Annotated in this window: 23 protein-coding genes and 1 pseudogene; 12 read left to right on the plus strand and 12 right to left on the minus strand. The window is 62.6% G+C overall.

What is annotated here, in order from left to right:
- Window positions 1-39 precede the first annotated feature (39 nt).
- Both LDP01_RS21535 and LDP01_RS21540 read right to left on the minus strand, forming a co-directional pair.
- The gene (locus LDP01_RS21535; RefSeq protein WP_224094118.1) at window positions 40-834 is read right to left on the minus strand and encodes a carbon-nitrogen family hydrolase; all 795 of its coding nucleotides are present in this window, start codon (window positions 832-834) and stop codon (window positions 40-42) included.
- A gap of 88 nt (window positions 835-922) precedes the next feature.
- Window positions 923-2,263, minus strand: coding sequence for an MFS transporter (locus tag LDP01_RS21540; protein WP_224094120.1), 1,341 nt, complete (start codon window positions 2,261-2,263; stop codon window positions 923-925).
- A gap of 221 nt (window positions 2,264-2,484) precedes the next feature.
- On the opposite strand from LDP01_RS21540, the gene LDP01_RS21545 reads away from it, so the two are divergent.
- A complete protein-coding gene (locus tag LDP01_RS21545) occupies window positions 2,485-3,126 on the plus strand; it encodes a GntR family transcriptional regulator (protein WP_224094122.1) in 642 nt (213 codons plus the stop codon).
- A 19-nt stretch (window positions 3,127-3,145) separates the two neighbouring features.
- On the opposite strand, the gene LDP01_RS21550 is transcribed toward LDP01_RS21545, so the two are convergent.
- Window positions 3,146-3,439, minus strand: a complete 294-nt coding sequence (locus LDP01_RS21550; protein ID WP_224094124.1) for a DUF503 domain-containing protein — start codon at window positions 3,437-3,439, stop codon at window positions 3,146-3,148.
- 129 nt (window positions 3,440-3,568) lie between these two features.
- On the opposite strand from LDP01_RS21550, the gene LDP01_RS21555 reads away from it, so the two are divergent.
- The 4 genes and pseudogenes from LDP01_RS21555 to LDP01_RS21570 all read left to right on the plus strand — a co-directional run bounded on the left by LDP01_RS21555 (window position 3,569) and on the right by LDP01_RS21570 (window position 7,183).
- Window positions 3,569-4,003, plus strand: a complete 435-nt coding sequence (locus LDP01_RS21555) for a hypothetical protein (protein ID WP_224094125.1) — start codon at window positions 3,569-3,571, stop codon at window positions 4,001-4,003.
- A gap of 34 nt (window positions 4,004-4,037) precedes the next feature.
- Window positions 4,038-5,217 (plus strand): annotated as a pseudogene (locus LDP01_RS21560) (GGDEF domain-containing protein).
- Window positions 5,214-5,717, plus strand: coding sequence for a hypothetical protein (locus LDP01_RS21565; RefSeq protein ID WP_224094126.1), 504 nt, complete (start codon window positions 5,214-5,216; stop codon window positions 5,715-5,717). The pseudogene LDP01_RS21560 and the gene LDP01_RS21565 overlap by 4 nt, the downstream one beginning before the upstream one ends.
- Window positions 5,714-7,183 carry a putative bifunctional diguanylate cyclase/phosphodiesterase gene (locus LDP01_RS21570; RefSeq protein ID WP_527249097.1) on the plus strand — a complete coding sequence of 490 codons (1,470 nt, stop codon included), beginning with the start codon at window positions 5,714-5,716 and terminating at the stop codon, window positions 7,181-7,183. The genes LDP01_RS21565 and LDP01_RS21570 overlap by 4 nt, the downstream gene beginning before the upstream one ends.
- 82 nt (window positions 7,184-7,265) lie before the next feature.
- Here the strand turns inward: LDP01_RS21570 and purL are convergent, their stop codons facing one another.
- The 3 genes from purL to purS are packed head-to-tail and all read right to left on the minus strand — an operon-like array spanning window position 7,266 to window position 10,598.
- A complete protein-coding gene (purL, locus tag LDP01_RS21575) occupies window positions 7,266-9,575 on the minus strand; it encodes a phosphoribosylformylglycinamidine synthase subunit PurL (RefSeq protein WP_224094127.1) in 2,310 nt (769 codons plus the stop codon).
- Window positions 9,572-10,345, minus strand: a complete 774-nt coding sequence (gene purQ, locus LDP01_RS21580) for a phosphoribosylformylglycinamidine synthase subunit PurQ (protein ID WP_224094128.1) — start codon at window positions 10,343-10,345, stop codon at window positions 9,572-9,574. Before purQ ends, purL begins: the two co-directional genes overlap by 4 nt.
- 1 nt (window position 10,346) lies before the next feature.
- On the minus strand, window positions 10,347-10,598 hold the full coding sequence (gene purS / locus LDP01_RS21585) for a phosphoribosylformylglycinamidine synthase subunit PurS (RefSeq protein WP_011773385.1): 252 nt from the start codon (window positions 10,596-10,598) through the stop codon (window positions 10,347-10,349).
- A 256-nt stretch (window positions 10,599-10,854) separates the two neighbouring features.
- On the opposite strand from purS, the gene LDP01_RS21590 reads away from it, so the two are divergent.
- The gene (locus LDP01_RS21590) at window positions 10,855-11,040 is read left to right on the plus strand and encodes a hypothetical protein (protein WP_224094129.1); all 186 of its coding nucleotides are present in this window, start codon (window positions 10,855-10,857) and stop codon (window positions 11,038-11,040) included.
- Window positions 11,041-11,162: 122 nt separating this feature from the next.
- Complete coding sequence (locus LDP01_RS21595) at window positions 11,163-11,453, plus strand: DUF1540 domain-containing protein (protein ID WP_223935708.1); 291 nt, start codon at window positions 11,163-11,165, stop codon at window positions 11,451-11,453.
- Between the two features lie 129 nt (window positions 11,454-11,582).
- On the opposite strand, the gene LDP01_RS21600 is transcribed toward LDP01_RS21595, so the two are convergent.
- Window positions 11,583-12,521 (minus strand): phosphoglycerate dehydrogenase, encoded by a 939-nt coding sequence (locus LDP01_RS21600; protein ID WP_224094130.1) that lies wholly within the window; start codon window positions 12,519-12,521, stop codon window positions 11,583-11,585.
- Between the two features lie 261 nt (window positions 12,522-12,782).
- Here LDP01_RS21600 and LDP01_RS21605 point away from each other — a divergent pair, with 261 nt between their 5' ends.
- Complete coding sequence (locus LDP01_RS21605; RefSeq protein WP_224094131.1) at window positions 12,783-15,707, plus strand: exo-alpha-sialidase; 2,925 nt, start codon at window positions 12,783-12,785, stop codon at window positions 15,705-15,707.
- A gap of 259 nt (window positions 15,708-15,966) precedes the next feature.
- Complete coding sequence (locus tag LDP01_RS21610; RefSeq protein ID WP_527249098.1) at window positions 15,967-19,134, plus strand: S8 family serine peptidase; 3,168 nt, start codon at window positions 15,967-15,969, stop codon at window positions 19,132-19,134.
- Window positions 19,135-19,202: 68 nt separating this feature from the next.
- Here LDP01_RS21610 and LDP01_RS21615 read toward each other — a convergent pair whose 3' ends face one another.
- Genes LDP01_RS21615 through LDP01_RS21630 form a run of 4 tightly spaced genes read right to left on the minus strand, consistent with a single transcriptional unit; the run spans window position 19,203 to window position 21,453 of the window.
- Window positions 19,203-19,592, minus strand: coding sequence for a serine protease inhibitor (locus LDP01_RS21615; RefSeq protein WP_224094133.1), 390 nt, complete (start codon window positions 19,590-19,592; stop codon window positions 19,203-19,205).
- The gene (locus LDP01_RS21620) at window positions 19,513-20,517 is read right to left on the minus strand and encodes a 3-methyladenine DNA glycosylase (RefSeq protein ID WP_224095120.1); all 1,005 of its coding nucleotides are present in this window, start codon (window positions 20,515-20,517) and stop codon (window positions 19,513-19,515) included. The genes LDP01_RS21615 and LDP01_RS21620 overlap by 80 nt, the downstream gene beginning before the upstream one ends.
- Before the next feature lie 34 nt (window positions 20,518-20,551).
- Entirely contained in the window at window positions 20,552-21,166 is a 615-nt protein-coding gene (locus LDP01_RS21625; RefSeq protein WP_224094134.1) for an SSI family serine proteinase inhibitor, read from the minus strand.
- A gap of 20 nt (window positions 21,167-21,186) precedes the next feature.
- Window positions 21,187-21,453 (minus strand): helix-turn-helix domain-containing protein, encoded by a 267-nt coding sequence (locus LDP01_RS21630; RefSeq protein WP_223947860.1) that lies wholly within the window; start codon window positions 21,451-21,453, stop codon window positions 21,187-21,189.
- A 65-nt stretch (window positions 21,454-21,518) separates the two neighbouring features.
- Here LDP01_RS21630 and map point away from each other — a divergent pair, with 65 nt between their 5' ends.
- Window positions 21,519-22,289 carry a type I methionyl aminopeptidase gene (map, locus tag LDP01_RS21635; RefSeq protein WP_224094135.1) on the plus strand — a complete coding sequence of 257 codons (771 nt, stop codon included), beginning with the start codon at window positions 21,519-21,521 and terminating at the stop codon, window positions 22,287-22,289.
- 28 nt (window positions 22,290-22,317) lie between these two features.
- Here the strand turns inward: map and LDP01_RS21640 are convergent, their stop codons facing one another.
- The gene (locus tag LDP01_RS21640; RefSeq protein WP_224094136.1) at window positions 22,318-22,806 is read right to left on the minus strand and encodes a MarR family winged helix-turn-helix transcriptional regulator; all 489 of its coding nucleotides are present in this window, start codon (window positions 22,804-22,806) and stop codon (window positions 22,318-22,320) included.
- A gap of 86 nt (window positions 22,807-22,892) precedes the next feature.
- Here LDP01_RS21640 and LDP01_RS21645 point away from each other — a divergent pair, with 86 nt between their 5' ends.
- Together LDP01_RS21645 and LDP01_RS21650 are read left to right on the plus strand one after the other, a co-directional pair.
- Complete coding sequence (locus LDP01_RS21645) at window positions 22,893-23,117, plus strand: hypothetical protein (protein WP_224094137.1); 225 nt, start codon at window positions 22,893-22,895, stop codon at window positions 23,115-23,117.
- A 120-nt stretch (window positions 23,118-23,237) separates the two neighbouring features.
- The gene (locus LDP01_RS21650) at window positions 23,238-23,468 is read left to right on the plus strand and encodes a hypothetical protein (RefSeq protein ID WP_224094138.1); all 231 of its coding nucleotides are present in this window, start codon (window positions 23,238-23,240) and stop codon (window positions 23,466-23,468) included.
- Window positions 23,469-23,542 lie beyond the last annotated feature (74 nt).

Below are 23,542 nucleotides of genomic sequence, written 5' to 3' on the forward strand. Positions count from 1 at the left end.
AATGCTGCCTGAATCGTGGTGTTTCGGCTTGGCCAAACGTCAAACGGCCAGGGCGTCGTAGGCCGCGAGCCGATCACCAATGACGGGGAACTCGGTGCGTACTGCCTTGACCTGATCGGGATCGATGTCCACCATGAGCACTGATTCCCCGGCGCCGGCTTCGGCGAGTACGTTGCCGGCCGGGTCCACCACCCGGCTGTGTCCTCCAAGCTCCACGCCTTCCTGGGTGCCTGCGGCGTTGCAGGCAATGACGAAGATTTGGTGTTCCAGCGCCCTGGCGGTTGTGAGCAGCCGCCAGTGTTCGCGACGCGCTGCGGGCCAGGCTGCAGGGACGATGACGATTTCCGCACCCCGGGTGCTCAGCTCCATCCACAAGCCTGGGAACCGGAGGTCATAGCAGGTGATCCCGGCCGTTGCTCCGAAGGGCAACTCCACCACAGGCAGGGAGGATCCGGCGGTGAGGAGGCTGGCTTCCTTGGACTTGTAACCAAAGACGTGGATCTTCCGGTACGTGTGCAGGATTTTCCCGTCCGGTCCCAGCAGGATGGACGTGTTGCTGAGCCGGCCGTCCCCGCCGGCCTCGATGATGCTGCCGACGTGAAGGTACACACCAAGATCGGCGGCAACCTGTGAACACATGGACACCGTAGGACCAGAGAGGGTCTCGGCCAGTGCTTCGTACTCATCGAAGTGGAAGTATCCGGCACTCCATAGTTCGGGCAGGACGATCAGCTCGGCACCGTCGATGCCGCGAAGAATCGCTTCAACGCGATCTATCCGCTGCCCACGGGATTCAGAATCCGGACTGGCCACCTGGACGAGTGCGACTTTCATGGTTGTTTCCTTACTTTCGTGTTTCGAGTTGGCACTTCGCGCCAATGTTTTGGGCAAACACTGTTATGAAGTGCCATCTCGCGGGGGACTATTTCTGCTCGTCCAGGTCACTGAGCCGCAGGCCCTTGGTCTCCTTGGCGAACATGACCGAGACCATGGAGATCAGACCCATCGCTGCGAGGTAGATGCCGATTGCGTAGCCAGTGCCGAAGGCGCTGTAGAGAGCCAGGGCAATGATGGGGGACAGGGATCCGGCGATCAGCGAGGCGAGGTTGTACGCAACCGAGGTGCCGCTGTACCGGACATCCGTGGGGAACAACTCGGAGAAGAACGCACCGATCACGGCACTGTAGGCGGCGAAGATCAACAGACCGCCGACGGCGGCGGCAATAATGCCCCAGACTTGGCCTGTGTTCAGCAGTGCGAAGAACGCGAACGCCCAGATGACTGTGGCGATCGAAGCGCCGATCATGATCGGCTTCCGGCCCACTTTGTCCGCATAGAGCGCCAGGATGGGGATGGCGACGACGGCGACGCCCTGGCCGATCATGACGGCGGTGAGGCCTGTCTGCCGCTGCAAGCCCATGATTTGGGTGACGTAGGTGATGATGAACAGCGAGTAGATGTAGAAGCCTGCGTTTTCACCCATGCGGCTGCCGGTGGCGATGAGCAGTTGGCGCCAGTTGCGGCGGAACAGAACGGCCAGGGGCAATTTCCGTTCCTTGATGGCTTCTGCCTCGCGCTTCAGCTGTGCTTCCTTGAACAGCGGAGTCTCCTGAACGTAGAGACGCAGGACCAAGCCAATGATCACCAGGAGGGCGGACAGCCCGAAGGCAAGGCGCCAGCCCCAGGCGAGGAATTCACTTTCGGGCATGGTGGCGGCGAGGATTGCCAGCACACCTGCGGCCATGAGGTTGCCCAGCGGCGGACCCATGTTGGGCCAGGATGCCCAGAATGCACGCCGTGCGCTGTCATTGCTGTGCTCGGAAACGAGGAGAACGGCCCCGCCCCATTCGCCGCCCAGGGCGAATCCCTGGATCAGGCGCAACAGCAAGAGCAGCAACGGTGCTGCGACGCCGATGGCTGCATAAGAAGGGATGAACGCAATAAATGTGGTGGCTACGCCCATGAGCATGAGGCTGGCTACCAGGGTGGCACGACGGCCATGCTTATCGCCCAGGTGCCCCAGGACGACGGCGCCCAGCGGGCGGGCAAGGAAGCCGGCGGCGAATGTTCCCAGCGCCAGCATTGTTCCCACGAGGGGGTCACCGGTAGGGAAAAAGAGCTTGTTGAAAACCAATGCGGCGGCGGTGCCGTAGAGAAAGAAGTCGTACCATTCGACGGCCGTGCCGGCCAGGCTCGAAGCAGCGACCACGGGCAGGCTGGAGTGCTTCTGCTGCCTCAGTTCTGCTTTCTTCAAATCGGTCATTGTGGGGATCCTTTTGCGGTTGGGAGCGGCCGGGGCTTCCAGTGAAGCGAGGCCGGTCCCAGGAAATTGAGGGGTTCCAAATGGGTGAGCGGAGTCACTGAACAACACTGTAGACTAGTTGTATACAACCCGTCTATATTTGACGAAGAAGTTTTTTTCGAGAGCGTCCGGGCCGGTCCTGAATGCAACTCGTATACTGGGCTTCGCGAGAAAGGCTCTCCATGATCCAGATGACCCCCACTGCTCAATCACAGCCCGAAGTGGCTTATCAGTGGATGAAAAGCTATATCGCTGCCCTGCCGCGGGATGAGGAGACCTTCCTCAATGAGGCGGTTCTCGCAAAATCCACCGGTACCTCGCGCACACCGGTCCGTGAGGCATTGTTGCGCCTCGAAGCCGAGGGGTTCGTCAAACGGATTCCACACAAAGGCGCCTACGTTCCGCCAATCTCGGACCCCGATGTCCGGGCGATCCTGCAGGCCCGGTCCGTGGTGGAGAAGTGGGCCGTCTCAGCCCTGGACAGCATGCCGGATGGGCAGATCGATGCGTTCCAACGCATCATCGACCAACAGCACGAAGCGAAGGAGAACCCCGCCCGGTTCATTGAGTTGGACACAGAATTCCACACGCTCATGGTGCGTGCGGGAGGAAATCCAATCCTGGCCGATTTCTATGCTTCCCTTCGGCAGCGCCAACTCAGGATTGGTGTCCGCGCTGTCACGCAGGGGACAGACCGTGCCGGGGACGTGCTCCGCGAGCATCAGCTGATTGTGGATGCCCTGCGCACGCGGAGCCTGGACGCCGCCCATCAAGCGATCGATGCCCACCTGGATTCAACGCGGCTGGCGGTCATCGGCTACTAACCCCTCGGTTTGTGTACGCCTAGTCTTCGCTGTGCAGCTCCCGTTGCCTTGCGCTCAGCAGCTCAAGCTCGGGCCGGGCAGCGACGAAGCGTTCAACGGCGTCGAGCACTTCCTTGAGGTGCGCGCGGTCAGGCGCCACGAGCGCCGCACCCAGCAAGGTCCGGCGATATTGGTCCTGCAGTCCGGTCTCGGCTGCGGACACTTCGAAGCGGCGTTTGAGTTCAGCAATGACGGGCCGCACGAGCGAGCGCTTCTCCTTGAGGCTATGGACATCGCCCAGGAGCACATCGAATTCAATCCAACCGATCCACATGGTTCATTATGGGCACGTCTCCGGCCCGGAATCCTGAGCCAATCTTGAGGAAATGCCGCACCGGGATTGATCCAGCCCGATCAGACTGGAACCAGAGCAGGGCCGGAAGCAGCTAAGGGGGCGGGCGGCATGAGCAAGAACCATACCTGGCGCGCACTCGCGGGCGTAACCGCCGTCGCTGTTTCCATGATGGCCGGTCCCACCGCAGCCCTTGCCGCATTCTCTGACACCAGGAATGCCACGCCGCAGTACTCGGCCATGCGTCTCCTTGCCCCGACCAGCGCGGACGTGGTGATGACCTGCTCGGCGAACGGTGCCAAGGTCGCCGTGGACGTGAATTCCTTCGCGGAAGTTCCTGGCGCGAACTATCACGAGATCAAGCTGTACAGCCCCTCCGGGACTTTGGAATTCACCGGCGACCTTAGCAAGAATGCCGGAAAGTCCTATAGGTCCGGAATTCAGCCCCTGGGCAGTTGGACCTATGAGATCCGCGGGTATTACAAGGTTCCCGGCTCGACCAACACATGGAAAGGCTCCGCTTTGACAGGAACCCTGACATGTTAGAAATTGGCGTGGGACCAAGCGGCAGGAGCGAACAATGGTGCTCGACTCGTTTTCGGTGAGGATAGCCCTCGGAGTGGTCACCTTGACGCTCTTCGCGCTGTTCCTCGCCTCGTACCGGCGCACCCGGTCACCCTACGCGGGTTGGTGGAGCCTGGCCCTGCTGCAGTTCATGCTGGGAAACACCGCGTTCCTCCTGAACGGAACATCAGCCCAGCACTGGGCCAACCCTTCCGGCAACGTCCTGGTGGTGGCCGGAGCGTTCAGCGTCTGGGCGGGTGCCCGTACGCTGCGGGACCTTAAAGCGGCACCGTGGCAACTCGCCGTCGCTCCCGTCATCACCGCGGTGGCCTCCGTGCAGGAAAGTCCCGGCTCCAACGTGTGGTCCGGCGGCTTCGTGTACCTGGCCATGATGACCCTGGGCATCGCACTGGCGGCCCCGTGACTTGTGGTTCATCAAGGCGACCCACTCGCAAGTGCACAAAGCACTCTCCCTGGCCGCCGGACTTCTGGCGATCTACTACCTGGGCCGTTGGTTGGTCTACGCACTGGAAGGCCCCGGCAGCGCAACATTCCGTCTCTATTTTGGTCCTGCGCCCTCGGGCCTGGTGTCCCTGGTGCTGCTGGTGACGGTGTCCTTCAGTATGACCACGTTAAGCAGCGACCAACTGATCAAGGGCCTGAAGGAACGGGCCACCAAGGACCACCTGACAGGTCTCCTCAACCGGGGAGCCTTCCTGGACCTGGCATCCACCGAACTCAAACGACTGCGCGCCAATGATTCCGGTGCCGCAATAGTCCTGGCTGACCTGGACCACTTCAAGCTGGTCAACGACGCCCATGGGCACCGGGCAGGTGACGTCGCATTGAAGGCTTTCGCCGAAGCCTGCACGTCCTCGGTCAGGTCAACGGATCTCATCGGCCGGTATGGCGGCGAAGAATTTGTTCTCTTCCTTCCCGGAGCCACGCAGGAGCGGGCCCAAAGCATTGCGGTCGAGATCAGCCGCCGTATGGCTTCCACCGAGGTTCCGGAGGGCGTGTGCTTCCCCACCATCAGCTACGGAGTCACGGCAAGCACCCCCGCTGCCCCAGACCTCACCTCCATGATCGAGGTGGCAGACGCAGCCCTGTACAGCGCCAAAGCACAGGGAAGAAACCGGATTGTAGGAGCAGACCGCCTCCAGGCGGCCACTATCGCTGACGAGGCACGATCATGACAATCAATGAACTCACCACCCGGATACAGATCCAGCACAACCAGGAACTGAGTGCCTTCCGGCACGACATCACCAGTGCTCCGTACCAGGCTGGAACACCCGCAGCCTTGAACGTGGCCCGGCGTTCCGTGCGGATGCAACCCGTCCAGTCCGTAGGCGATGACAGCGCAAACCTGACCATCGTGGCCGACGTGGAGGGCCTTGCATGGTTCACCGCAGACAAGGGGCTCCTGGGCAGTTGCATTACGGTCTCCATCGCCGGCCACCGGCGAAACACCGGAACGCGTGTACCTCTTCCGCTGGCCGAATGCGATGCGTGGATCGAAGCCATTCTGGGAGGTTCCTGGATTACGCACGTGTACCGGGCCGGGACTCCCATTGAAGGAGACGGCAGGCTCGATGTCGCCTCGTACCGGCTCTTCCTCGACGAACGCCGCAACCCTGTTGCCAAACCGAAAGCCGTAGCTGACGACACCCTGCGTCGCATGGAAGCGTCGTGAACGCAGCCCAGCCCAGCACAACCCAACCCAGCGGAATCCAGCCCAGCACAACCCAACACAGCCGCTCCTTCCCGGCCGACATTGACGCCCGGATCGCGAAACTGGAGCGGCACATCAGGGCGCTAATGGAGGAGCTCCACCAAGCACGCCACGAGCAGCGGCGCGAAGTCTTCACGGACGCCCTCACGGGACTTGGCAACCGTGTGGCTTTGGTGGATGCCTTCGTTGAAGCGCAGGAGGCTACTGCCGGGGGCGCGCCCCCAGCAGCTCTCCTCCTCGTAACCCTGGATGGCTTCAAGGGACTCAAGAAGTCCGCTGGCTATGCTTCCGCGGACCAGATTCTGGTCACGGTCGGGATGCGGATCCGCTCGGCGGTCAGAGAGAACGACGTCGTTACTCGCCTGGGTGGCGACGAATTCGCTGTGCTGTTGCCTGCCACGCCGCAAAACCGGGCGGCCGCCGTCGGAAACCGTATCCTTGCGGCGCTGGAACCCAACATTGACCTCGGGAACAGCAGTGTCCGCTGTGGTGCCAGCATGGGCCTTCGGATTGCAGAGCCGCACCATAGCGTCGAGGACCTTCTCCAGGAGGCCGATATGGCGATGGAGGAATCCAAGAGCGAGGGCCGGAACAAGCTCAAGTTGTTCGATCCCTCCACGCTTCATGCCCGGCAACTCCAGCGCCAGATTGTGGGGGAGCTCCGGGAAGCCATCCGCTCGGACCAGCTGGTCCTCTTCTACCAGCCGATCGTTGAGCTGGCCACTGGCCGGATAGAGGGCACCGAGGCCTTGGTCCGCTGGAACCACCCTGTGCGTGGGCTGATCATGCCGGACCACTTCATCCCCGTTGCAGAGGCCACAGGCTTGATCGCAGAGTTGGGCCGTTGGGTGCTTCGAGCAGCCGTGGAGCAACTGCGTCAGTGGCGGGACAACCCGGCCACGGCACAGCACCATTTCACGATGCGAATCAATGTCTCTGCTGCGGACCTGCAAAGCCTGGAGTTCGTGGACGACGTGCGGGACGCACTGGTCAAAACGGGTCTGCCACCGGAATCACTGGTTCTGGAGCTCACGGAGAGCGCCGTAATCCAGAACAATGAGCTGGACCGTTACACCTTGGCGAGCCTGCACCGCCTGGGTGTTGGGTTGGAGATCGACGACTTCGGGACGGGCTACTCGTCCATGGGATATCTCCGAAAACTTCCGGTGGACCGCGTGAAAGTGGACCGGCAGTTCGTCCAAGGGCTCGGTAAGGATTCGACGCAACTTGGCTTCCTCGCCGCGATCCAACAGGTTATCCGCTCGTGTGGCCTTGAGGGCATCTGGGAGGGAGTCGAAACGGCGGAAGAGGCCGAAGCGCTTCGAAGCATCGGGTGCACCAGTGGCCAAGGCTATTACTTCGGCCGCCCTCTGCCCGGGCCGGAATTCACGGCCCAGCTCTCCCGCCAACAGACCTGGCCCGCTTAAACAGCAACGCGGGGTCACTTACGGCCCATCCCGAGGGGATTTATGGGCTGTAAGTGACCCCGCGTTGCTTGAGCGAGGAGGCTTAGCCGAAGTACTTCGGCAAGGTGGCCTCGTGTGCTTCACGGAGAGCGTCCAAGGACAGCTCGTCCACGCCGTTGATCTCCAGCTTTCCACCGGCAGCGTCAACGACGCCGATCCGGAGGTGGGCGAAGCCGCGGGCGGTGCACATGTCCTTGAAGCGGACTTCCTCGGAGCGTGGCACCGAGACGATTGCACGGGCCTGGGACTCTGAGAAGAGGGCGGTGAACAGGTCCACGCCGTCGCGCTCCATGAGTTCTTCCAGAGCGATGCGGGCACCGACGCCGTAACGCAGCGAGGACTCAACCAGTGCGGCAGCGAGGCCACCCTCGGAGAGGTCGTGTGCTGCATCCACCATGCCGTCGCGGGAAGCGTTGATCAGGATCTCGCCCAACGCGCGCTCGGCTGCGAGGTCCACCTTCGGCGGCAGGCCACCGAGGTGTCCACGCAGGTTGGACCATTCCGAACCGTCCAACTCTGCTGCGGTGGTGCCGAGCAGGTAGATGGCCTGGCCGTCCTCGCGCCAGCCCGACGGCGTGCGGCGGGCGACGTCGTCGAGCTTGCCCAGGACTGCCACCACAGGGGAGGGGTGGATCGGCGTCGTGCCGGTCTGGTTGTACAGCGAGACGTTGCCGCCTGTCACCGGGATGCCGAGCTCCATGCAGGCGTCTGACAAACCACGGATGGCTTCGGCGAGCTGCCACATGACGTCCGGGTCCTCGGGGGAGCCGAAGTTCAGGCAGTCGCTGACGGCCATCGGAACAGCGCCGGAGGTGGCGACGTTGCGGTAGGCCTCAGCCAGAGCCAGCTGTGCACCCTGGTACGGCTCAAGGTAGGTGTAGCGGCCGTTGGCGTCGGTAGCCAGGGCAACGCCCAAGCCGGTTTCCTCGTCAACGCGGACCACGCCAGCGTCGTCCGGGAAGGCCATGGCCGTGTTGCCGCCAACGTAGCGGTCGTACTGGTTGGTGATCCAGTCCTTGCTGCACATGTTCGGCGAAGCGACCAGTTCAGTAACGGCAGCAGCCAGTTCCGACGGAGCGGAAGGACGGTTGGCGTCCTCAACGGAACCGGTGAAGGAGTTCGCCTGGACCGAGTCCTGCCATTCCGGGCGTGCGAACGGGCGGTCATAGACCGGGCCGTCGTGCGCAACGGTGCGGGGGTCGACGTCGACGATTACTTCGCCTTCCCAGGTGATGATGAGGCGACCCGTATCGGTGACCTCACCCAACCAGGAGTACTCCACAGCCCACTTGTCCATCACAGCTTCGAAAGCTTCGATGTTCTCAGGGGTGACCACGGCCATCATGCGTTCCTGCGACTCGGACATGAGGATCTCGCCCGGAGTCAGCGTGGGGTCGCGCAACAGGACGGAGGTCAGTTCAACCTCCATGCCGCCGTCGCCGTTGGAGGCGAGCTCGGACGTGGCGCAGGAAATGCCGGCAGCGCCGAGGTCCTGGATGCCTTCAACCAGCGAGCCCTTGAAGAGCTCCAAGCAGCACTCGATGAGGACCTTCTCAGCGAAGGGGTCGCCCACCTGGACGGCGGGGCGCTTGGAGGGCTTGGTGTCATCGAAGGACTCAGAGGCCAGCACCGAAGCGCCGCCGATGCCGTCGCCACCCGTGCGGGCACCGAACAGAACAACCTTGTTGCCCTTGCCGGAGGCGTTGGCGAGGCGGATGTCCTCGTGGCGCATGACGCCCACCGCGAGTGCGTTCACCAGCGGGTTGCCCTGGTAGACGGAGTCGAAGACCATTTCGCCGCCGATGTTCGGCAGGCCGAGGCAGTTGCCGTAGCCGCCGATGCCTGCCACGGCACCGTGCATGACGCGGGCAGTGTCCGGGTGGTCGATTGCGCCGAAGCGCAGCGGGTCCATCACGGCAACCGGGCGTGCGCCCATGGAGATGATGTCGCGGACGATGCCGCCGATGCCGGTAGCGGCACCCTGGTAAGGCTCAACGAACGACGGCGAGTTGTGCGACTCGATCTTGAACGTCACGGCCCAGCCGTCGCCAAGGTTGGTGACGCCGGCGTTCTCGCCGATGCCCACCAGCATGTCCTTCTTCATTTCCTCGGTGACCTTCTCGCCGAACTGGCGGAGGTGGTTCTTGGAGGACTTGTAGGAGCAGTGCTCGCTCCACATGACGGAGTACATGGCCAGTTCGGCGCCGGTGGGGCGGCGGCCCAGGACCTTGACGATCTCGTCGAATTCGTTCTTCTTCAGGCCCAGCTCGGCCCACGGGAGTTCCGTGTCCGGGGTCTTGGCAGCGTGCTCAACAGTATCGATGTTGAACTTCTTGGTGGTTTCCGTGGTCACTTGTCGCCTCCCACAATCTTGTTCAAAACGGAGGTGAAGAAGCCCAGGCCGTCGGTGTCGGAACCGCCGATTCCGTCGAGGGACTCAGGTCCGAAACCGACCTCGACCGCGTGCTCGGGGTGCGGCATGAGGCCAACTACGTTGCCGGCGGCGTTGGAAATGCCCGCGATGTCGCGGCGGGAGCCGTTCGGGTTGAAACCAACGTAGCGGAACACCACGCGGCCCTCAGCCTCAAGGGCGTCCAGGGTCTTCTCGTCAGCGATGTACTGGCCGTCCTGGTTCTTCAGCGGCACAGTGATTTCCTGGCCGCTCTGGTAGTCCAGGGTCCAGGCAGTATTGGCGTTCTCCACGCGCAGCACCTGGTCCCGGCAGATGAACTTCAGGTGGTCGTTCTTGATCATGGAACCGGGCAGCAAGTGCGATTCGGTCAGGATCTGGAAGCCGTTGCAAATACCCAGCACGGGGAGCTTTGCGTCCGAGTTGGCAGCATCGATGATCTTGGTCATCAGTGGCGCGAAACGCGAAATAGCGCCGGCGCGGAGGTAGTCACCGTAGGAGAAACCACCGGGGATGATGACTGCATCAACATCCCCGAGTTCGGTGTCTGCATGCCAGAGCGGAACCGCCGTGGCGCCTGCAAGCCGCACTGCACGGGCGGCGTCGCGGTCGTCAAGGGTGCCGGGGAAGGTCACGACGCCGATTTTGGCGCCGGCCAAGCGGGGCTCGGCGGCGACGGCCACGGCCTCGCCAATCAGGGGGATCGAAGTCATATCAGGCCTCGACGACCTCGACGTTGACAACATCCTCGATCACCGGGTTGGACAGGAGGGTCTCAGCGGCCTCACGGGCCTGGGCCAGGATAGCGTCGGTCACCTCGCCGTCGACTGTCAGTTCGAAACGCTTGCCCTGACGGACTGCGCTGAAGCTGTTGAAACCGAGGCGGGGCAATGCACCCACGATGGCTTTCCCCTGGGGGTCCAGAATCTCGGGCTTGGGCATGACGTCAACGACGATCCGGGGCATCCGGTAACTCCTGTGCGTGAGTTGGGTGAACCTTAAATAAGGCTGCCGCGGAGGTTGCCGTCTCACGCCGTTCAACTGGGTTTCTACAGCGTGGGGGCGCTCCGCGAGCTTGCACACCCATCTTACCGGGACCGGCGCGCATACCCTATTCAGCCGGATTCCGCGAGGAGCCCCCGCCGATCCCCATCAAATTGGCGGCAATGAAAGCCCGACGGCGGCACTCGCCGGGCGTGGCGCCCGTCACTAGGATTGTGGCATGGCGGAGAAACCGAGGTCGATGGTGCTGGGCGTCGTAGCCGCAGCTGTTTTTGCGGGTCTGGGACGAATGGTCATCCAAAAAATCAAGGCGGACAGGGCGGCGAGGGAACACCACGTGACAGCCCCGTTGGATAAGGAAACACGCGCGAAGATCAGCGACGCGCTCCGCGCTCCGAACAAGTAGGGGCAATAGCGCATGTACAAATGCGCTATTCCAGCGGGTTAAATCCGGCAAAGACGGCGTAGTTTGGGGACTACACGTGGGGCCAGGGCCCCCGTTGGATCCGGATCCAACCAGGAGGAACAATGACCGAACACATTGCCGAAGTATCCGCCTGTAGCGTTGGCAGCTGCGGCTTCAACCACGACGGATGCACTGCTTTTGGAATCACCATTGGTGGAAGCCAGGACCACGCATCCTGCGCCACATTCATCGACACCAACGCCATGGGTGGCCTTCCCAAGGTCCTCGCCCACGTGGGTGCTTGCCAGCGGTCCGAATGCATTCACAACAACAACCTCATGTGCGAAGCCCACGACGTCAAAGTTGGTCCGGGCCGCGAGGCTGCGGACTGCCTGACCTACGAGCACGCCTGACCTAACTCTCGCGAAGTGGGTCCGTCCTCCCGGGGGCGGGCCCACTTTTTCGTGCCCGCCCCGCCCAACTAGGTAGCAGCTGAGCGCGTTTTGACGGCTCTAAACGCGCTCTAATGCGACTCAGTTGGGTCAGCGGTCCACGAGGTTGGTCAAGGCCCGGCCCTCCCCAAGGGCTGAAAGGTTGACAAGGACCAGCTTGGCTGAGCCCTTGGGGCGGTTGCCTGCCACGTGCGGGGTAATGATCAGGTTTGGGGTGCTCCAGAGCTTGGAGTCTGCGGGCAGGGGCTCCTCCTTTGTGACGTCCAGTGCAGCCGCCCGGAGGCGACCCTCGTGCAGCGCGGCTACGAGGGCATCCTCATCGACGGTGGCCCCCCGGCCCACGTTCACGAAAATGGCGGACTCAGGCAGCGCGCGCAGGAGGTCGTCGTTCAGGGCGTTGGTGGTCTCGGGGGTGGCCGGGAGGATGGATACGAGGACGTCGGTGGTTCGAAGGACGTCCGCAAGTTCCCCTGCCGCAGCGACAGGGAAGCCGTAGCGCTCACCCCGCGAACCCGCAACGCCCGTGACGTTTGCGCCCAGGGCGGCCAGCATGGGAGCGAGTCGTCCGGCGATGGAGCCGAACCCCCAAATGGTGACGTTCGCGCCGTCGAGCGTGTAGAGCTGCTCCGTGTCTGGACTGGACTGCGCTGCGTTATAGGCGCGGTCCCACGTCGCGGCCTTCTGGGCCTCGAGGAGCTGATCGAGCCGGCGCACCGTCGCCAGGATAAGGGCAAGGGCATGCTCGGCCACGGGGCCGTCGTGGAGTGATCGCCCCGAAGTAATGGCCACATTGTCCGCAAATCCTGCTGCCACCACGGAATCGGGCCCTGCGGCGAGGGTCTGGACGAGTTTGAGCCGGCTCAAACGCTGGGCTGCGTCGGCCAGGTTCGCCGAGGTGTTCTGCCAAACAACCAGGACCTCGGCGTCCAGGTGCTCGTCCGGAATGGGCTGGTCGACGCGGTACACGAACACATGGTGGGCGGAGCCGGACAGGTCCAGGGTCACGGTATTGGGGACGAGGATTTTCACTGCAGCTCCATCGCTAGAAGGTAATGCCGGTATGTCCACGAGGTTAGCCCGACATGGGGCCGCGGGGCTTCCCCGGCTTCATCCCTAGCAATGTGACGACCAACACCATATGGTTGTAGGACGTTCGACGTGGCACGTAATACGAGGTATATCGCTGCATCGATTCGATCCCGCACACCGCGAGATGGCAGATAGCGCCAATGTTTGAGCCAAGCATTGGCGCGAAATGCCATCTCGGCGCAGCTTCGAAAGGACACAAAATTGCTCGCACGCATCGCAGCCACTGGAGCCCTGAGCCTGGCCCTCCTGGCCAGCCTCGGTCTTCCGGCTACGGCAGCCCCGATTCCCCCGAACAACCCCACAGCCGCCCCTGGCAGTTTCGCCGAAGCAAATCTCGCCGCTGATCGCACAGCCGCGAACTTCTTCTACCGGATTCCTGCACTCACCTACTTGGGCAATAACGTGGTCCTGGCTGCATGGGATGGCCGTCCCGGCTCAGCCGCCGATGCTCCCAACCCGAACTCGATCGTGCAACGCCGCAGCACGGACGGCGGCCAGACGTGGGGCCCTGTGCAGGTCATTGCGGCCGGACACGTCGCCGATGCCAGCGGCCCGAAGTACGGCTACAGCGACCCCTCATACATCTACGACGCCGAGGCAGGCAAAGTCTTCGCCTTCTTCGTCTATTCCAAGGACCAAGGCTTCGGCGGCAGCCAGTTCGGCAACGACGACGCAGACCGGACCGTGATCTCCTCGGCGGTTATCGAGTCCTCTGATGGCGGCGTTACGTGGAGCCAGCCACGGCTCATCACCAATATCACCAAGCCCGGGACCAGCAAGAGCAACCCCGTGGCTGGCGATGTACGTTCCAACTTCGCCTCTTCGGGCGAGGGCATCCAGCTCAAATACGGGCCACACAAGGGCCGACTCATCCAGCAGTACGCGGGCGATGTCCGCCAGGCCGACGGCACCAACAAGATCCAGGCCTACAGCGTCTACTCGGACGATCATGGCGTCACCTGGCACAAGGGTGCCAACGTGGGTGACCGCATGGACGAGAACAAGACGGTTGAACTCTCCGACGGCAGGGTCCTGCTGAACTCCCGCGACAACGCCAACCAGGGCTACCGCAAGGTGGCAATCTCCACGGATGGTGGTGCCACCTACGGTCCGATCACCCAGGATACGGAGCTGCCGGATCCAGCCAACAACGGGGCCATTGCCCGGATGTTCCCGAATGCGGAGCAGGGTTCGGCGGACGCCAGGAAGCTGATCTTCACCAACGCCAATTCCAAGACCGGCCGCGAGAACGTCTCTGCCCGGGTATCGTGCGACGACGGCGCCACCTGGCCGGGCGTCCGAACCATTCGTTCCGGCTTCTCCGCCTACTCCACGGTGACCCGCATGGAGGACGGCAAGTTCGGCGTCCTCTACGAGGGCAACTACACGGACAACATGCCCTTCGCAAAGTTCGACGACGCCTGGCTGAACTATGTCTGCGCACCGCTTTCCGTCCCTGCCGTCACCACCGCTCCCGGTGCAACCCAGCAAGTCGCCGTGACGGTCACCAACCAGGAGGCCACCACGATCTCCGGCGCCAACGCCACCGTCTACACGCCGAGCGGCTGGTCGGCCACCACGGTGCCGGTTCCCGACGTCGCGCCTGGTGCTTCGGTGACCGTCAACGTAGCGCTGACCGCTCCGGCGAACGCCAGCGGTCCGCAGAACCTTAACGCAGCATTTACGACGGCGGACGGCAGGGTTTCGCAGTTCAGTTTCACGGCGACGGTCCCGGCGGCCCCGCAAGTGGGGCTTACCATCACAGGCTCTGCGCCTGCGCGTGACGTTGTGGCCAGCCCGTATCAGGCTGGGGAGGCACTCAGCTACTCCTTCACTGTGAAGAGCACGTCCAACGTCACGGCAAACGCCGTACCTGTTTCGGGGAGCTTCGACTCCGGTTTCCTGCCACCGACTGCACCCAACTGCCGGTTCAACAACCTGGCCGCCGGCGCCAGCTACAACTGCACTACCGCCAAGCATGTGCTGACTGCCGAGGACATCGAGCGCGGCTACTTCGTGCCCGAGGCGAGCTTTACCATTACAGCCAGTTCGACGCCGTCACTCACCAAAACGGTTCTGTTCACTGGCGCTGCGGTGGCCCTGCGCGACGGCCTGGTGGCAGCGGACATCAGCGGGGCGCGTACCGACGTCGGGCGTGACCTCGCAACCCAGCCCTACGCAGCAGGCGACCTTTTCCCTTACGCGTTCACGGTGAAAAACACGGGGCCGCTCGTGGAAAACGTGGTGCCCACCGCCGGCAACTTCAGCCCCTTCGTCCCTGAGGGGCCCGGCAATTGCCGTTACCTCACCCTGCCGGCCGGGCAGAGCTACCAGTGCGCCATGCCGCGCCACACCGTCACCATTGAGGAAGCCGAGCAGGGTTTCTTCGTTCCAAGCACCAGCTGGAAAGTCAGCTCGGCGGGCCAGAGCACAAGGAACTACGGGATCGACGGTGGCGAGGTGGACTTGAAAGTCCGGGAACCGAAGCTTGAAGGAACGGTTTCCGCGGTCTGGGAAGACGCCGACGGTGACCGCTTCGCCAGCGCAGGCGATCCTGTGACGTACACCTACACCGTGGGCAACGCCGGCAATGTGGCGCTTACGGGCCTTGAGGCAACAGGGTCTGGAATCACTGAAACTGCCCTGCCCATTGGCGGCACGGCGACGGCCACGCGCGTCCATGTGCTCACCGCCGGGGACGTCGCAGCCGGAAGCCTCGCCGCCGCAACTTTCGATGTGACGGCGCACAACGGCACCAAGGAAGTGTCCGTCACTGCCGAAGGCGACGCGCTGGCCCTCAACGTCCAGCCCGCAAAGCCGGAAACCGAGCCCGCGCTGAGCATCCAGGACTTCGATGGTCAAACGGCATCGTTTGATCTGGGCACGGGGGAGAAGTATCGCAATGGCCAGAAAGTGACTTTGAAGGGCTTGGAATACGGGCAGTGGTACTACGTATATCTGAACAAGCACAGTTACCGGCTCGGATGGATCTTTCCCATCACGGATAACACCGTGGAATTCATTCTTCCATCGGATGTAAATAATGGTCGCGACGATGTTGTGGTCCTGGATAAGGACGGTACGCAGGTCTCGTTTGATCGCCTGCAGGTGACGCCAAAGGGCTAGCGGCAGCGCCTGGGTAAAACAGCGGACCACAGAAAGTTTCCTGCGGTCCGCTGTTTGCCGTCATATGACCTGAATTTGGTGCGGCGACAAGACAAATTTCCCGAAATGTGCTGTATGTCATATTTTGCTCTCAGTCTGTACTCTGTGACTCGACTGGTTGCGCATTTTTGACAAGACCTGTCACGAACGCAGCGATTCAAATGTTGACAGACCCAGGCGATGGAGCCCGGGCCTCACTCAGTGAAAGGTGCCATCACTCGTGAAATCACAAGGAAAGAGCTTCGTCAGAAGCGGGGGGCTTCGAAAGGCAGCGGCTCTGGCCGTGGGCTTGCCATTGCTGCTCTCTTCCATGGCGTTGCCGGCCCAGGCAGCTCCCTCCCCGGAGACCGTGTCCGGGAATCCGGCAGGCGTGGCCAAGAAGAACCTTGACCCCAGCGCCTACAAGGACGGCCGCTACATGGTTGTCCTGGCAGAAAAGCCTGCGGCTACATACGACGGCGGTACGCCGGGTTTTGCGCCCACCAAGCCGGAAGAGGGCAAGAAGCTCGATTCCGGCAGCGTCGAGGTGAAGGAATACCAGGAACACCTGCAGCAGGCGCAGCAGGACGTTGCGCAGCAGGAAAACGTCACCATCGAACGTGACTTCACCACCGCCGTCAACGGTTTCAGCGTCAACCTGACGGCAGAGCAGGCCATCAACCTCGCCAAGGACCCCAAAGTCCTGATGGTCGCACCGGACACTCAATACGCACCTGACTACTCCACCACCGATTTCCTGAAACTCAGCGGGCCCAACGGCACCTGGGCAACGCAATACGGAGGCCAGGAGAACGCCGGAAAAGGCACTGTTGTTGGTGTCATCGACACCGGATATACCCCCTCCAATCCTTTTTTCGCAGGCGATCCGGTCGGCCCGCTGGTCGGCGACCCCCAGGTGGGCGTCCCTTACCGGACCGCTGACGGCAAAATCGCGATGCTGAAGGCAGATGGCGATACCTTCATCGGCGAATGCCAGCCCGGTACGGACACCGGCGCCAGTTACGACGGCAGTGCCTGCAACTCCAAAGTACTCAGCACCCACTACTTCGCGGATGGCTTCCTGGGAAGTGTTCCCCCGGAAAACCGTGCCCCCGAGGAAGTCATCTCGCCCGTAGACGTGGACAGCCACGGCACCCACACCGCAAGCACAGCGGCAGGTAACGGCAACGTCGACGCCGTGGTGGACGGCCGCAGCTTCGGTATCACCAGCGGCATCGCACCCGCCGCCAAACTCTCCATCTACAAGGTCTGCTGGGAAGACACAGATCCCACGACGGGCGGCTGCTACGGCTCCGCATCTGTTGACGCAATCGAACAGGCCATCCTGGACGGCGTGGATGTGCTGAACTACTCCATCTCCGGTTCCACCACGACCACTACCGACCCCGTATCGCTGGCTTTCCTTTCCGCTGCGTCGGCCGGGATTTTCGTGGCAACCTCTGCCGGGAACTCCGGACCAACGGCCAGCACCGTCAACCACGGAGCACCCTGGTTGACCACTGTGGCTGCGACCTCTTTCTCGCAGGAACTGCAAGGCACCATTGAATTCTCCGATGGCAGCAAATTCCGCGGAGCGAGCATCATGAACCATGAGGTGAGCGGGGCCGGCGTCGTGCTTTCCAGCAACGCTGCAAGCGGTGAAGGCAACGCAGCGCTGTGTGTTCCAGGCTCGCTGGATCCGGCCAAGGTGACCGGCAAGGTTGTTGTCTGTGACCGTGGCGTGGTTGACCGCACCGCCAAGAGCGCGGAAGTCCTCCGGGGCGGTGGTGTCGGAATGATCTTGGTGAACCTGGTGGAATCGTCGCTGGACACGGATAAGCATGCTGTTCCCACCGTCCACGTGAACCCTCCTGCCACGCAGGCCATCAAGGACAAAGTGACGGCCAACCCCGCCATCACTGTGTCCTTGCTGGACCACGACACCACGGGCCTGCCCCTTGAGGCGCAGCCGCAGATCGCCGGATTCTCGTCCCGCGGTCCCTTGCTGGCAACGGATTCAGACCTTCTGAAGCCCGACGTTTCAGCGCCCGGCGTCGCTATCCTCGCTGGCGTTTCACCCATCGGAACCGGTGGAGACAACTTTGGTTTCCTGTCGGGAACGTCCATGGCTTCCCCGCACGTGGCCGGTTTCGGCGCCCTGATCCTGGCCAAGAACCCGAAGTGGTCCCCGGCAACGGTGAAGTCGGCCATGATGACCACGGCCGGTCCGGTGAAGCTGGCCAACGGCGCCATCAACAAAGATGTCTTCGCCACCGGCGCAGGGCAGGTCGATCCCGCCAAGGTCCTCAGCCCAGGCTTGGTTTACGACGCCACGATCGAGGACTATCTCAAATTCGTTCAGGGCACGGGCATGGACCTCGGTATTGAGGGACTGGGCACAACGCAGCCGCGGGACATGAACGTCCCCTCGTTTGCGCTGGGCAACCTGGCCGGCAAGATCGAGGTCACGCGTACAGTTACCGCCCTGACGCCCGGTCTGTACCGCGCCTCCGTCAACGTTCCCGGTGTCAACGTCAAGGTCACCCCGTCGGTGCTGAACTTTGGCGCTGCGGGTGAAAAGAAGACGTTCAAGGTGCAGTTCGAGAACAACAATGCAGCCTTGGGCAAGTTCGCCATGGGTTCACTCACCTGGCAGGGCGCAAACAAGACCGTCACCTCGCCCATTGCCGTCCGTCCGCAGTCTGTCATCGCTGATAAGGCCATGGCGTTCACGGGAACTGGCCCCAACGGCTCGGCGGCCATCAACATCGTCTCCGGCACCAATGCACCGGTGGGAGTCACGGTTGATGGGCTTTCCAAGGCGGATTCCTCAGCAATTGAACTGGTTCCGGGACCCTTTGCCGGTGAGACCAACGCCTCGAACTTCGTCAAGAAGGTGACGGTGGGGGAGAACAGCGCCTTGGCCAAGTTCTCGGTCATATCCTCGGACGAAGCCGCGGACTTCGACATGCTCGTCCTGACCCCGTCGGGCCAGCAGCTCCCGTCCGCGACCGCCTCGGCCAGCGAATCCGTCACCGTGGCCGATCCCGAGCCAGGCGACTACTACGTTTTCGCCAACCTTTACGCGAGCCCCAACAACCAGCCCACCAAGGCAACAGTTGATGCCGCGGTCCTGGGGGCCAACGAGGGCAATGCCACGGTGACGCCCAACCCGATCCGACTCGCCAACGGCAAGGCCGGCACCATCTCGCTGAACTGGACCAACCTTACGCCGGGCTCCTACATTGGACGCCTGACGTTCGAGGGCACCAGCGAACCCAGCTTCGTCACGGTAGTGGTGGGTCCTGCCGGTGCCGCGGTTGTTCCGGATAACGAGAACCCAACGAAGGGAAAGCAGGACACGAAGATCCGCGCAGACGAGCCAACGCAAAGCAATAACGCAAGCTAGCTCGTCGAAATCACAGCAGTGGCCGGTGGATGATTCCGCCGGCCACTGCTGTTTCGTCCGGGGTGTACCTAGATGGCGCCGGTTGACGCTCCAGCGCCGCCCAGGAGTGGCGCCATGGCCCGCCAGCGTGCGATCTCGCAGCCATCGGTCCGGCTGAGCTTGCTGTGGACCTTCCGCCCACGGAACCAACCTGTCACCAGGGCCACCTGCGGGCCCCCGTACTGTTGCGTGCAGATCCGGTCCGGACGCGGAACCGGGAAGAACACTTCCTCGCCAAACTGCTCGACGGCGGCAAGGGCTGCCGCTGCGTCCGGCAGGTTCGAGTCGATCGAGCCCGGCTCCGGAGACAGAATGCCCTTCGCGGACCGCAGGTAGAACTCAGTGGGCGCGGCGCCAGGTGCCTCTGTCAGCGTGACGGAGAGGTCGACGTCGTACTCGCTGCTGTCGGGAGAAACCATGGTTACCTTTCGCTGGTGGCGACGGGTGCTTGCGGCAAGAGTCCCGCGAGACGTTCCCTACAGAAGCGGTTCGATTGCCTGAAGCACGCGGGCCCCGCAGCGTCTGGGATTCGGCTGCAAAAGCCCGCTGGTACTCAACGTACTCGGCCTTGCCCTGCGGTGTCTCGATCCTGATGGGCGGGTAGCCCCATTCTTCGAGGTCGTAAGGGGAAGCCTGCATGTCCATGGTCCGGATCCGCCACGAAAGTTCGAAGCAGTCCATAACCAGCTCGCTGGGCAGCGCCGGAGTCAGTTTGTAGGCCCACTTGTACAGGTCCATGTTGGCGTGCAGGCAGCCCGGTTGTTCCATGCTGCGCTGGTTCCCGCGTGTGGGCGTGAGCTCGTTGAGCGGGACGGCGTCCGGTGTGTAGAAGCGGAAGGCATCGAAGTGGGAACAACGGATACGGTTCTGCTCCACCACGGTGTCGGTGCCCTCCGCGCCAAGCCGCAGTTTCAAGTACTCGTGCCGCAACTCGAATTTCTCCTGCCGGTACACCATGGCCCACTCGTGGAGGCCGAAGCAGCCGAACTGGCCCGGGCGCTTTGCGGTGCCGCTGAGGATGATGCCGGCGAAACTGACGGCCTCGGCACGTTGGGCCATGAAACTTTCCCTGTCAAAGGTGACGGCGGGCGTACCTGGCGGCAGTCCGACGGCGGCGAGGTCGCCGTCGTCGAGCACGCGGTAGAACTTCCAGTCGGCGCGCTCAAGGACGCGCTCGCCGCTCAGCACTACGCCGTGGCCGGGATGCCAGCGCAGCAATTGACCGGGTTTCTGGGTGTAATACGTGAAGAGGAAGTCCTCCACGGGGTGTTTCTTTCCTGCCGACCGGCGGGCCAAATATGGGTCCGCGTAGCGTGCGACCCGCGCATGATGTGCTGCCTCCATCCCGAGCCACTGCTCTTGGGGGAGGTGCAGCGGCCTAAGCTGCTCCACCGCTGGAACCGATAATGGCGCTGGCCGCATCCCACAAGGCGATCTGGCATCCGTCGGTACGGCTGTAGGAGACATGGACTTCCACGCCGTCAACGGCGCCAGTCACCTTGGCTGTTTGCGGGCCGCCGTACTGCTGCGTGCACGCTTGGTCGGTCTTGATCGGGGCAGGGCCCAGGAGCGAAGGATTGTTCTTCAGTGCCGTGCAGGCCGCATTCGCGGTGGGGTGTTTGCTTTCGGCTGCCGGTGCGCCGTTTATGCAGACGAGCGTATAGTTCTGCGGTGCTGCTTCGGCGGTCTCCAGCACGATGATGGAGAGTTCAGCGTTTCCCTGTCCCGGCGTGGGCGTGGCTCCGGGCAAGCTGGGGTCCGGTGTTGTGTCTTCGGGGCCGAGCGTTGTGGGCACCTGGGTTGGCGTTGGGTTGGCTTGTGTGGCGCTCGGAGATGCGCCGCTTGGACCGACGGACGACGACGGCGAGGGGGCAGCGCTGCTCGACCCACCCGGGGCGGGGGTACCCGAGCAGCCGGCCAGGCCAGCGAGGGCCAGGACGGCAATGAGGGGCCGAACAGCTTGTAGGGGCCGGACTAAGTGGTGCGGGCGCATTGAATCTCCTTGGTGCCGTTTTATGCCGGAGCGGCAATGCTTTCGGGCTGGCTGATCCCTGCCCACACCTCATCAAGGGACAGCCCGAGGACGTCTGCTATCGCTGCGATGGTCTGGAATGCCGGGGTTGCCACACGTCCGGACTCAATCTTCCGGAGTGTCTCCGGCGAAACCTGGGCCTCGAGCGCAATTTCCAGCATGGAGCGCCCTCCTCGAGCGCGACGCAACATGGCGCCGAGACGCTGTCCGCGCTCGACCTCTTCAGCTGTGAGTGGCAATCTGACCATGGCTCCAATTCTAATACCGGGATAATATGGCCGGGATAGTTATTGGTTTAATGGGAGGGCGCCGCATGATCGAGATTCTGAACCGCACTGAACTGCATCGGGCGAAGGAGGCCGGAGCACTGGTTGCCGAGATCCTTCAGGCAATGAAAAGCCGCAGCGCAGTGGGCGTCAATCTCCTGGAGATCGATCAGTGGGCCCAAGCCATGATCGTCGATGCTGGGGCCCAATCGTGCTATGTAGACTACTCGCCCTCCTTTGGGCGCGGTCCTTTTGGGCACTTCATCTGCACGTCCGTCAACGACGCCGTCCTCCATGGACTGCCTCATGACTACGCGCTTGCTGACGGCGACCTGGTGTCCCTGGACCTCGCTGTTTCCAAGAATGGGGTCGCTGCAGACTCAGCTATCAGCTTCACGGTGGGCGATTCAAAGCCCTTGGAGAGCTTGGCAATGATCGACGCAACTGAGCGGGCGTTGAGTGCAGGGATAGCAGCGGCCGGTCCTGGCGCCCGCATCGGTGATATCTCCCATGCCATAGGCTCGGTCCTCAGCGAAGCCGGATACCCGATCAATACCCAGTTCGGTGGTCACGGCATCGGATCGACGATGCACCAGGACCCGCACATCGCCAATACCGGGAGGCCGGGCCGTGGCTACAAATTGCGCCCGGGACTACTGCTGGCGCTGGAGCCATGGGTCATGGCGGACACCGCCGAGCTCGTTACCGATGACGACGGGTGGACGCTGAGAAGCGCAACAGGTTGCCGCACAGCCCACAGCGAGCACACGATAGCCATCACCGACGGCGGGGCTGAGATTCTAACCTTGGCGCGCTGAGTGGGTCTCGGGTGCCGCTACGCTGGTCTCAGGTGCCGCTGCGCTGGGTCGCCGCGATCAGGCCGGTCATAGCTTGGTGGAGTTCGGCCACCTCCTCGCGGCTGAGCTGCAGGCGCTCCCGGATTGCACCAGGAACCGCAGTTGCCTGATCCCGAAGCGCTGCTCCCTTTTCCGTGAGCTTGACGGCAAGCGCGCGCTCATTGCCAGGCACGCGCTCGCGCGTAATCAGCTGTGCTTCCTCAAGTCGGCGCAGGAGTGGGGACAAGGTGGCGGGCTCGTGGAGGAGGCTGTCGCTAATGTCCTTTAGTGTCCTGGGGCTCCGTTCCCAGAGTGCAAGCATCACAAGGTACTGCGGATGCGTCAGCCCGAGCTGTTCGAGGATGGGCTTGTAAATGCCCACAACACTCCGCGAGGCAACCGTCAACGCGAAGCACAGTTGGCGTTCCAAAAGGAGGTCGTCAGTCTCGCTGGGCTGGCTTGCCTCATTGGTCAGGCTCGTCTCCTTGGTCTGGGTCATGGCGGCCTTCCCTTCCAATTAGTTAGTGCACTAATTGTTAGCGTACTATGAACTTGTTGAACCGTCTAAAAGAGGAGTCGATCCGCGTGGCAAAGGAATCCTTTACCCAGAAGTTCATGCGCGCTACGGGAAAGCTGAGGGTCATCTTTGGCCCGGCACACAGCAGCTCCATCGATCACGAAATGACCGAGGCCAACCGCAGGCTCCTGGCCCAACGCGAGGCGGAGACGCAGCAATGGGAAACCCTTCGCCGTCCGGACGGCAGCACGTATGTGGTTCCCCGTAATCCAGACGATAAGTCGCTGCGCTAAGCCTTTTCGCCCGCCGCGATTCCGCGCCTTTTCCGGCCTGCGGGCGTAAAATTGGCGTACTGGTACGGCATGCGCCGTCCTGCCGCTTTTCTCTCTCCCGTTGAAAGGAGGTGGAAGAACATGGGACGCAAGTTGGAAAACTTTCAGCACGTGACCGAGCGGCTGCAGTCCGTATTCGGACCAGCAACCCATGGGGACACGGATGCCCCTGTTGTGCATAAACACGACGACTTCGAAACGGCTTCCGAGGAAGACTTGAAGACCTTCGACATTGAGACCGATTCCGAAGGCCATCACTACGCTGTCCGGAACAACGATCCAGGGCCAACTTCAACCGACTACAGCGTGTGACCACCAGTAACTGTGACCATTCGTAACTGTGACAGGCAGTAACAGCGGCACCCAAATACCGAAGGACCGGACCG

Origin of the sequence: Arthrobacter sp. StoSoilB13 (assembly GCF_019977255.1) — a bacterium.
Taxonomy (GTDB): domain Bacteria; phylum Actinomycetota; class Actinomycetes; order Actinomycetales; family Micrococcaceae; genus Arthrobacter.

Coding starts and splice junctions, on each gene's coding strand:
- LDP01_RS21535 (WP_224094118.1), bottom strand. CDS start 834: ATGAAAGTCGCACTCGTCCAGGTGGCCAGTCCGGATTCTGAATCCCGT.
- LDP01_RS21540 (WP_224094120.1), bottom strand. CDS start 2,263: ATGACCGATTTGAAGAAAGCAGAACTGAGGCAGCAGAAGCACTCCAGC.
- LDP01_RS21545 (WP_224094122.1), top strand. CDS start 2,485: ATGATCCAGATGACCCCCACTGCTCAATCACAGCCCGAAGTGGCTTAT.
- LDP01_RS21550 (WP_224094124.1), bottom strand. CDS start 3,439: ATGTGGATCGGTTGGATTGAATTCGATGTGCTCCTGGGCGATGTCCAT.
- LDP01_RS21555 (WP_224094125.1), top strand. CDS start 3,569: ATGAGCAAGAACCATACCTGGCGCGCACTCGCGGGCGTAACCGCCGTC.
- LDP01_RS21565 (WP_224094126.1), top strand. CDS start 5,214: ATGACAATCAATGAACTCACCACCCGGATACAGATCCAGCACAACCAG.
- purQ (WP_224094128.1), bottom strand. CDS start 10,345: ATGACTTCGATCCCCCTGATTGGCGAGGCCGTGGCCGTCGCCGCCGAG.
- purS (WP_011773385.1), bottom strand. CDS start 10,598: ATGCCCCGGATCGTCGTTGACGTCATGCCCAAGCCCGAGATTCTGGAC.
- LDP01_RS21590 (WP_224094129.1), top strand. CDS start 10,855: ATGGCGGAGAAACCGAGGTCGATGGTGCTGGGCGTCGTAGCCGCAGCT.
- LDP01_RS21595 (WP_223935708.1), top strand. CDS start 11,163: ATGACCGAACACATTGCCGAAGTATCCGCCTGTAGCGTTGGCAGCTGC.
- LDP01_RS21615 (WP_224094133.1), bottom strand. CDS start 19,592: ATGGTTTCTCCCGACAGCAGCGAGTACGACGTCGACCTCTCCGTCACG.
- LDP01_RS21620 (WP_224095120.1), bottom strand. CDS start 20,517: ATGGAGGCAGCACATCATGCGCGGGTCGCACGCTACGCGGACCCATAT.
- LDP01_RS21625 (WP_224094134.1), bottom strand. CDS start 21,166: ATGCGCCCGCACCACTTAGTCCGGCCCCTACAAGCTGTTCGGCCCCTC.
- LDP01_RS21630 (WP_223947860.1), bottom strand. CDS start 21,453: ATGGTCAGATTGCCACTCACAGCTGAAGAGGTCGAGCGCGGACAGCGT.
- map (WP_224094135.1), top strand. CDS start 21,519: ATGATCGAGATTCTGAACCGCACTGAACTGCATCGGGCGAAGGAGGCC.
- LDP01_RS21640 (WP_224094136.1), bottom strand. CDS start 22,806: ATGACCCAGACCAAGGAGACGAGCCTGACCAATGAGGCAAGCCAGCCC.
- LDP01_RS21650 (WP_224094138.1), top strand. CDS start 23,238: ATGGGACGCAAGTTGGAAAACTTTCAGCACGTGACCGAGCGGCTGCAG.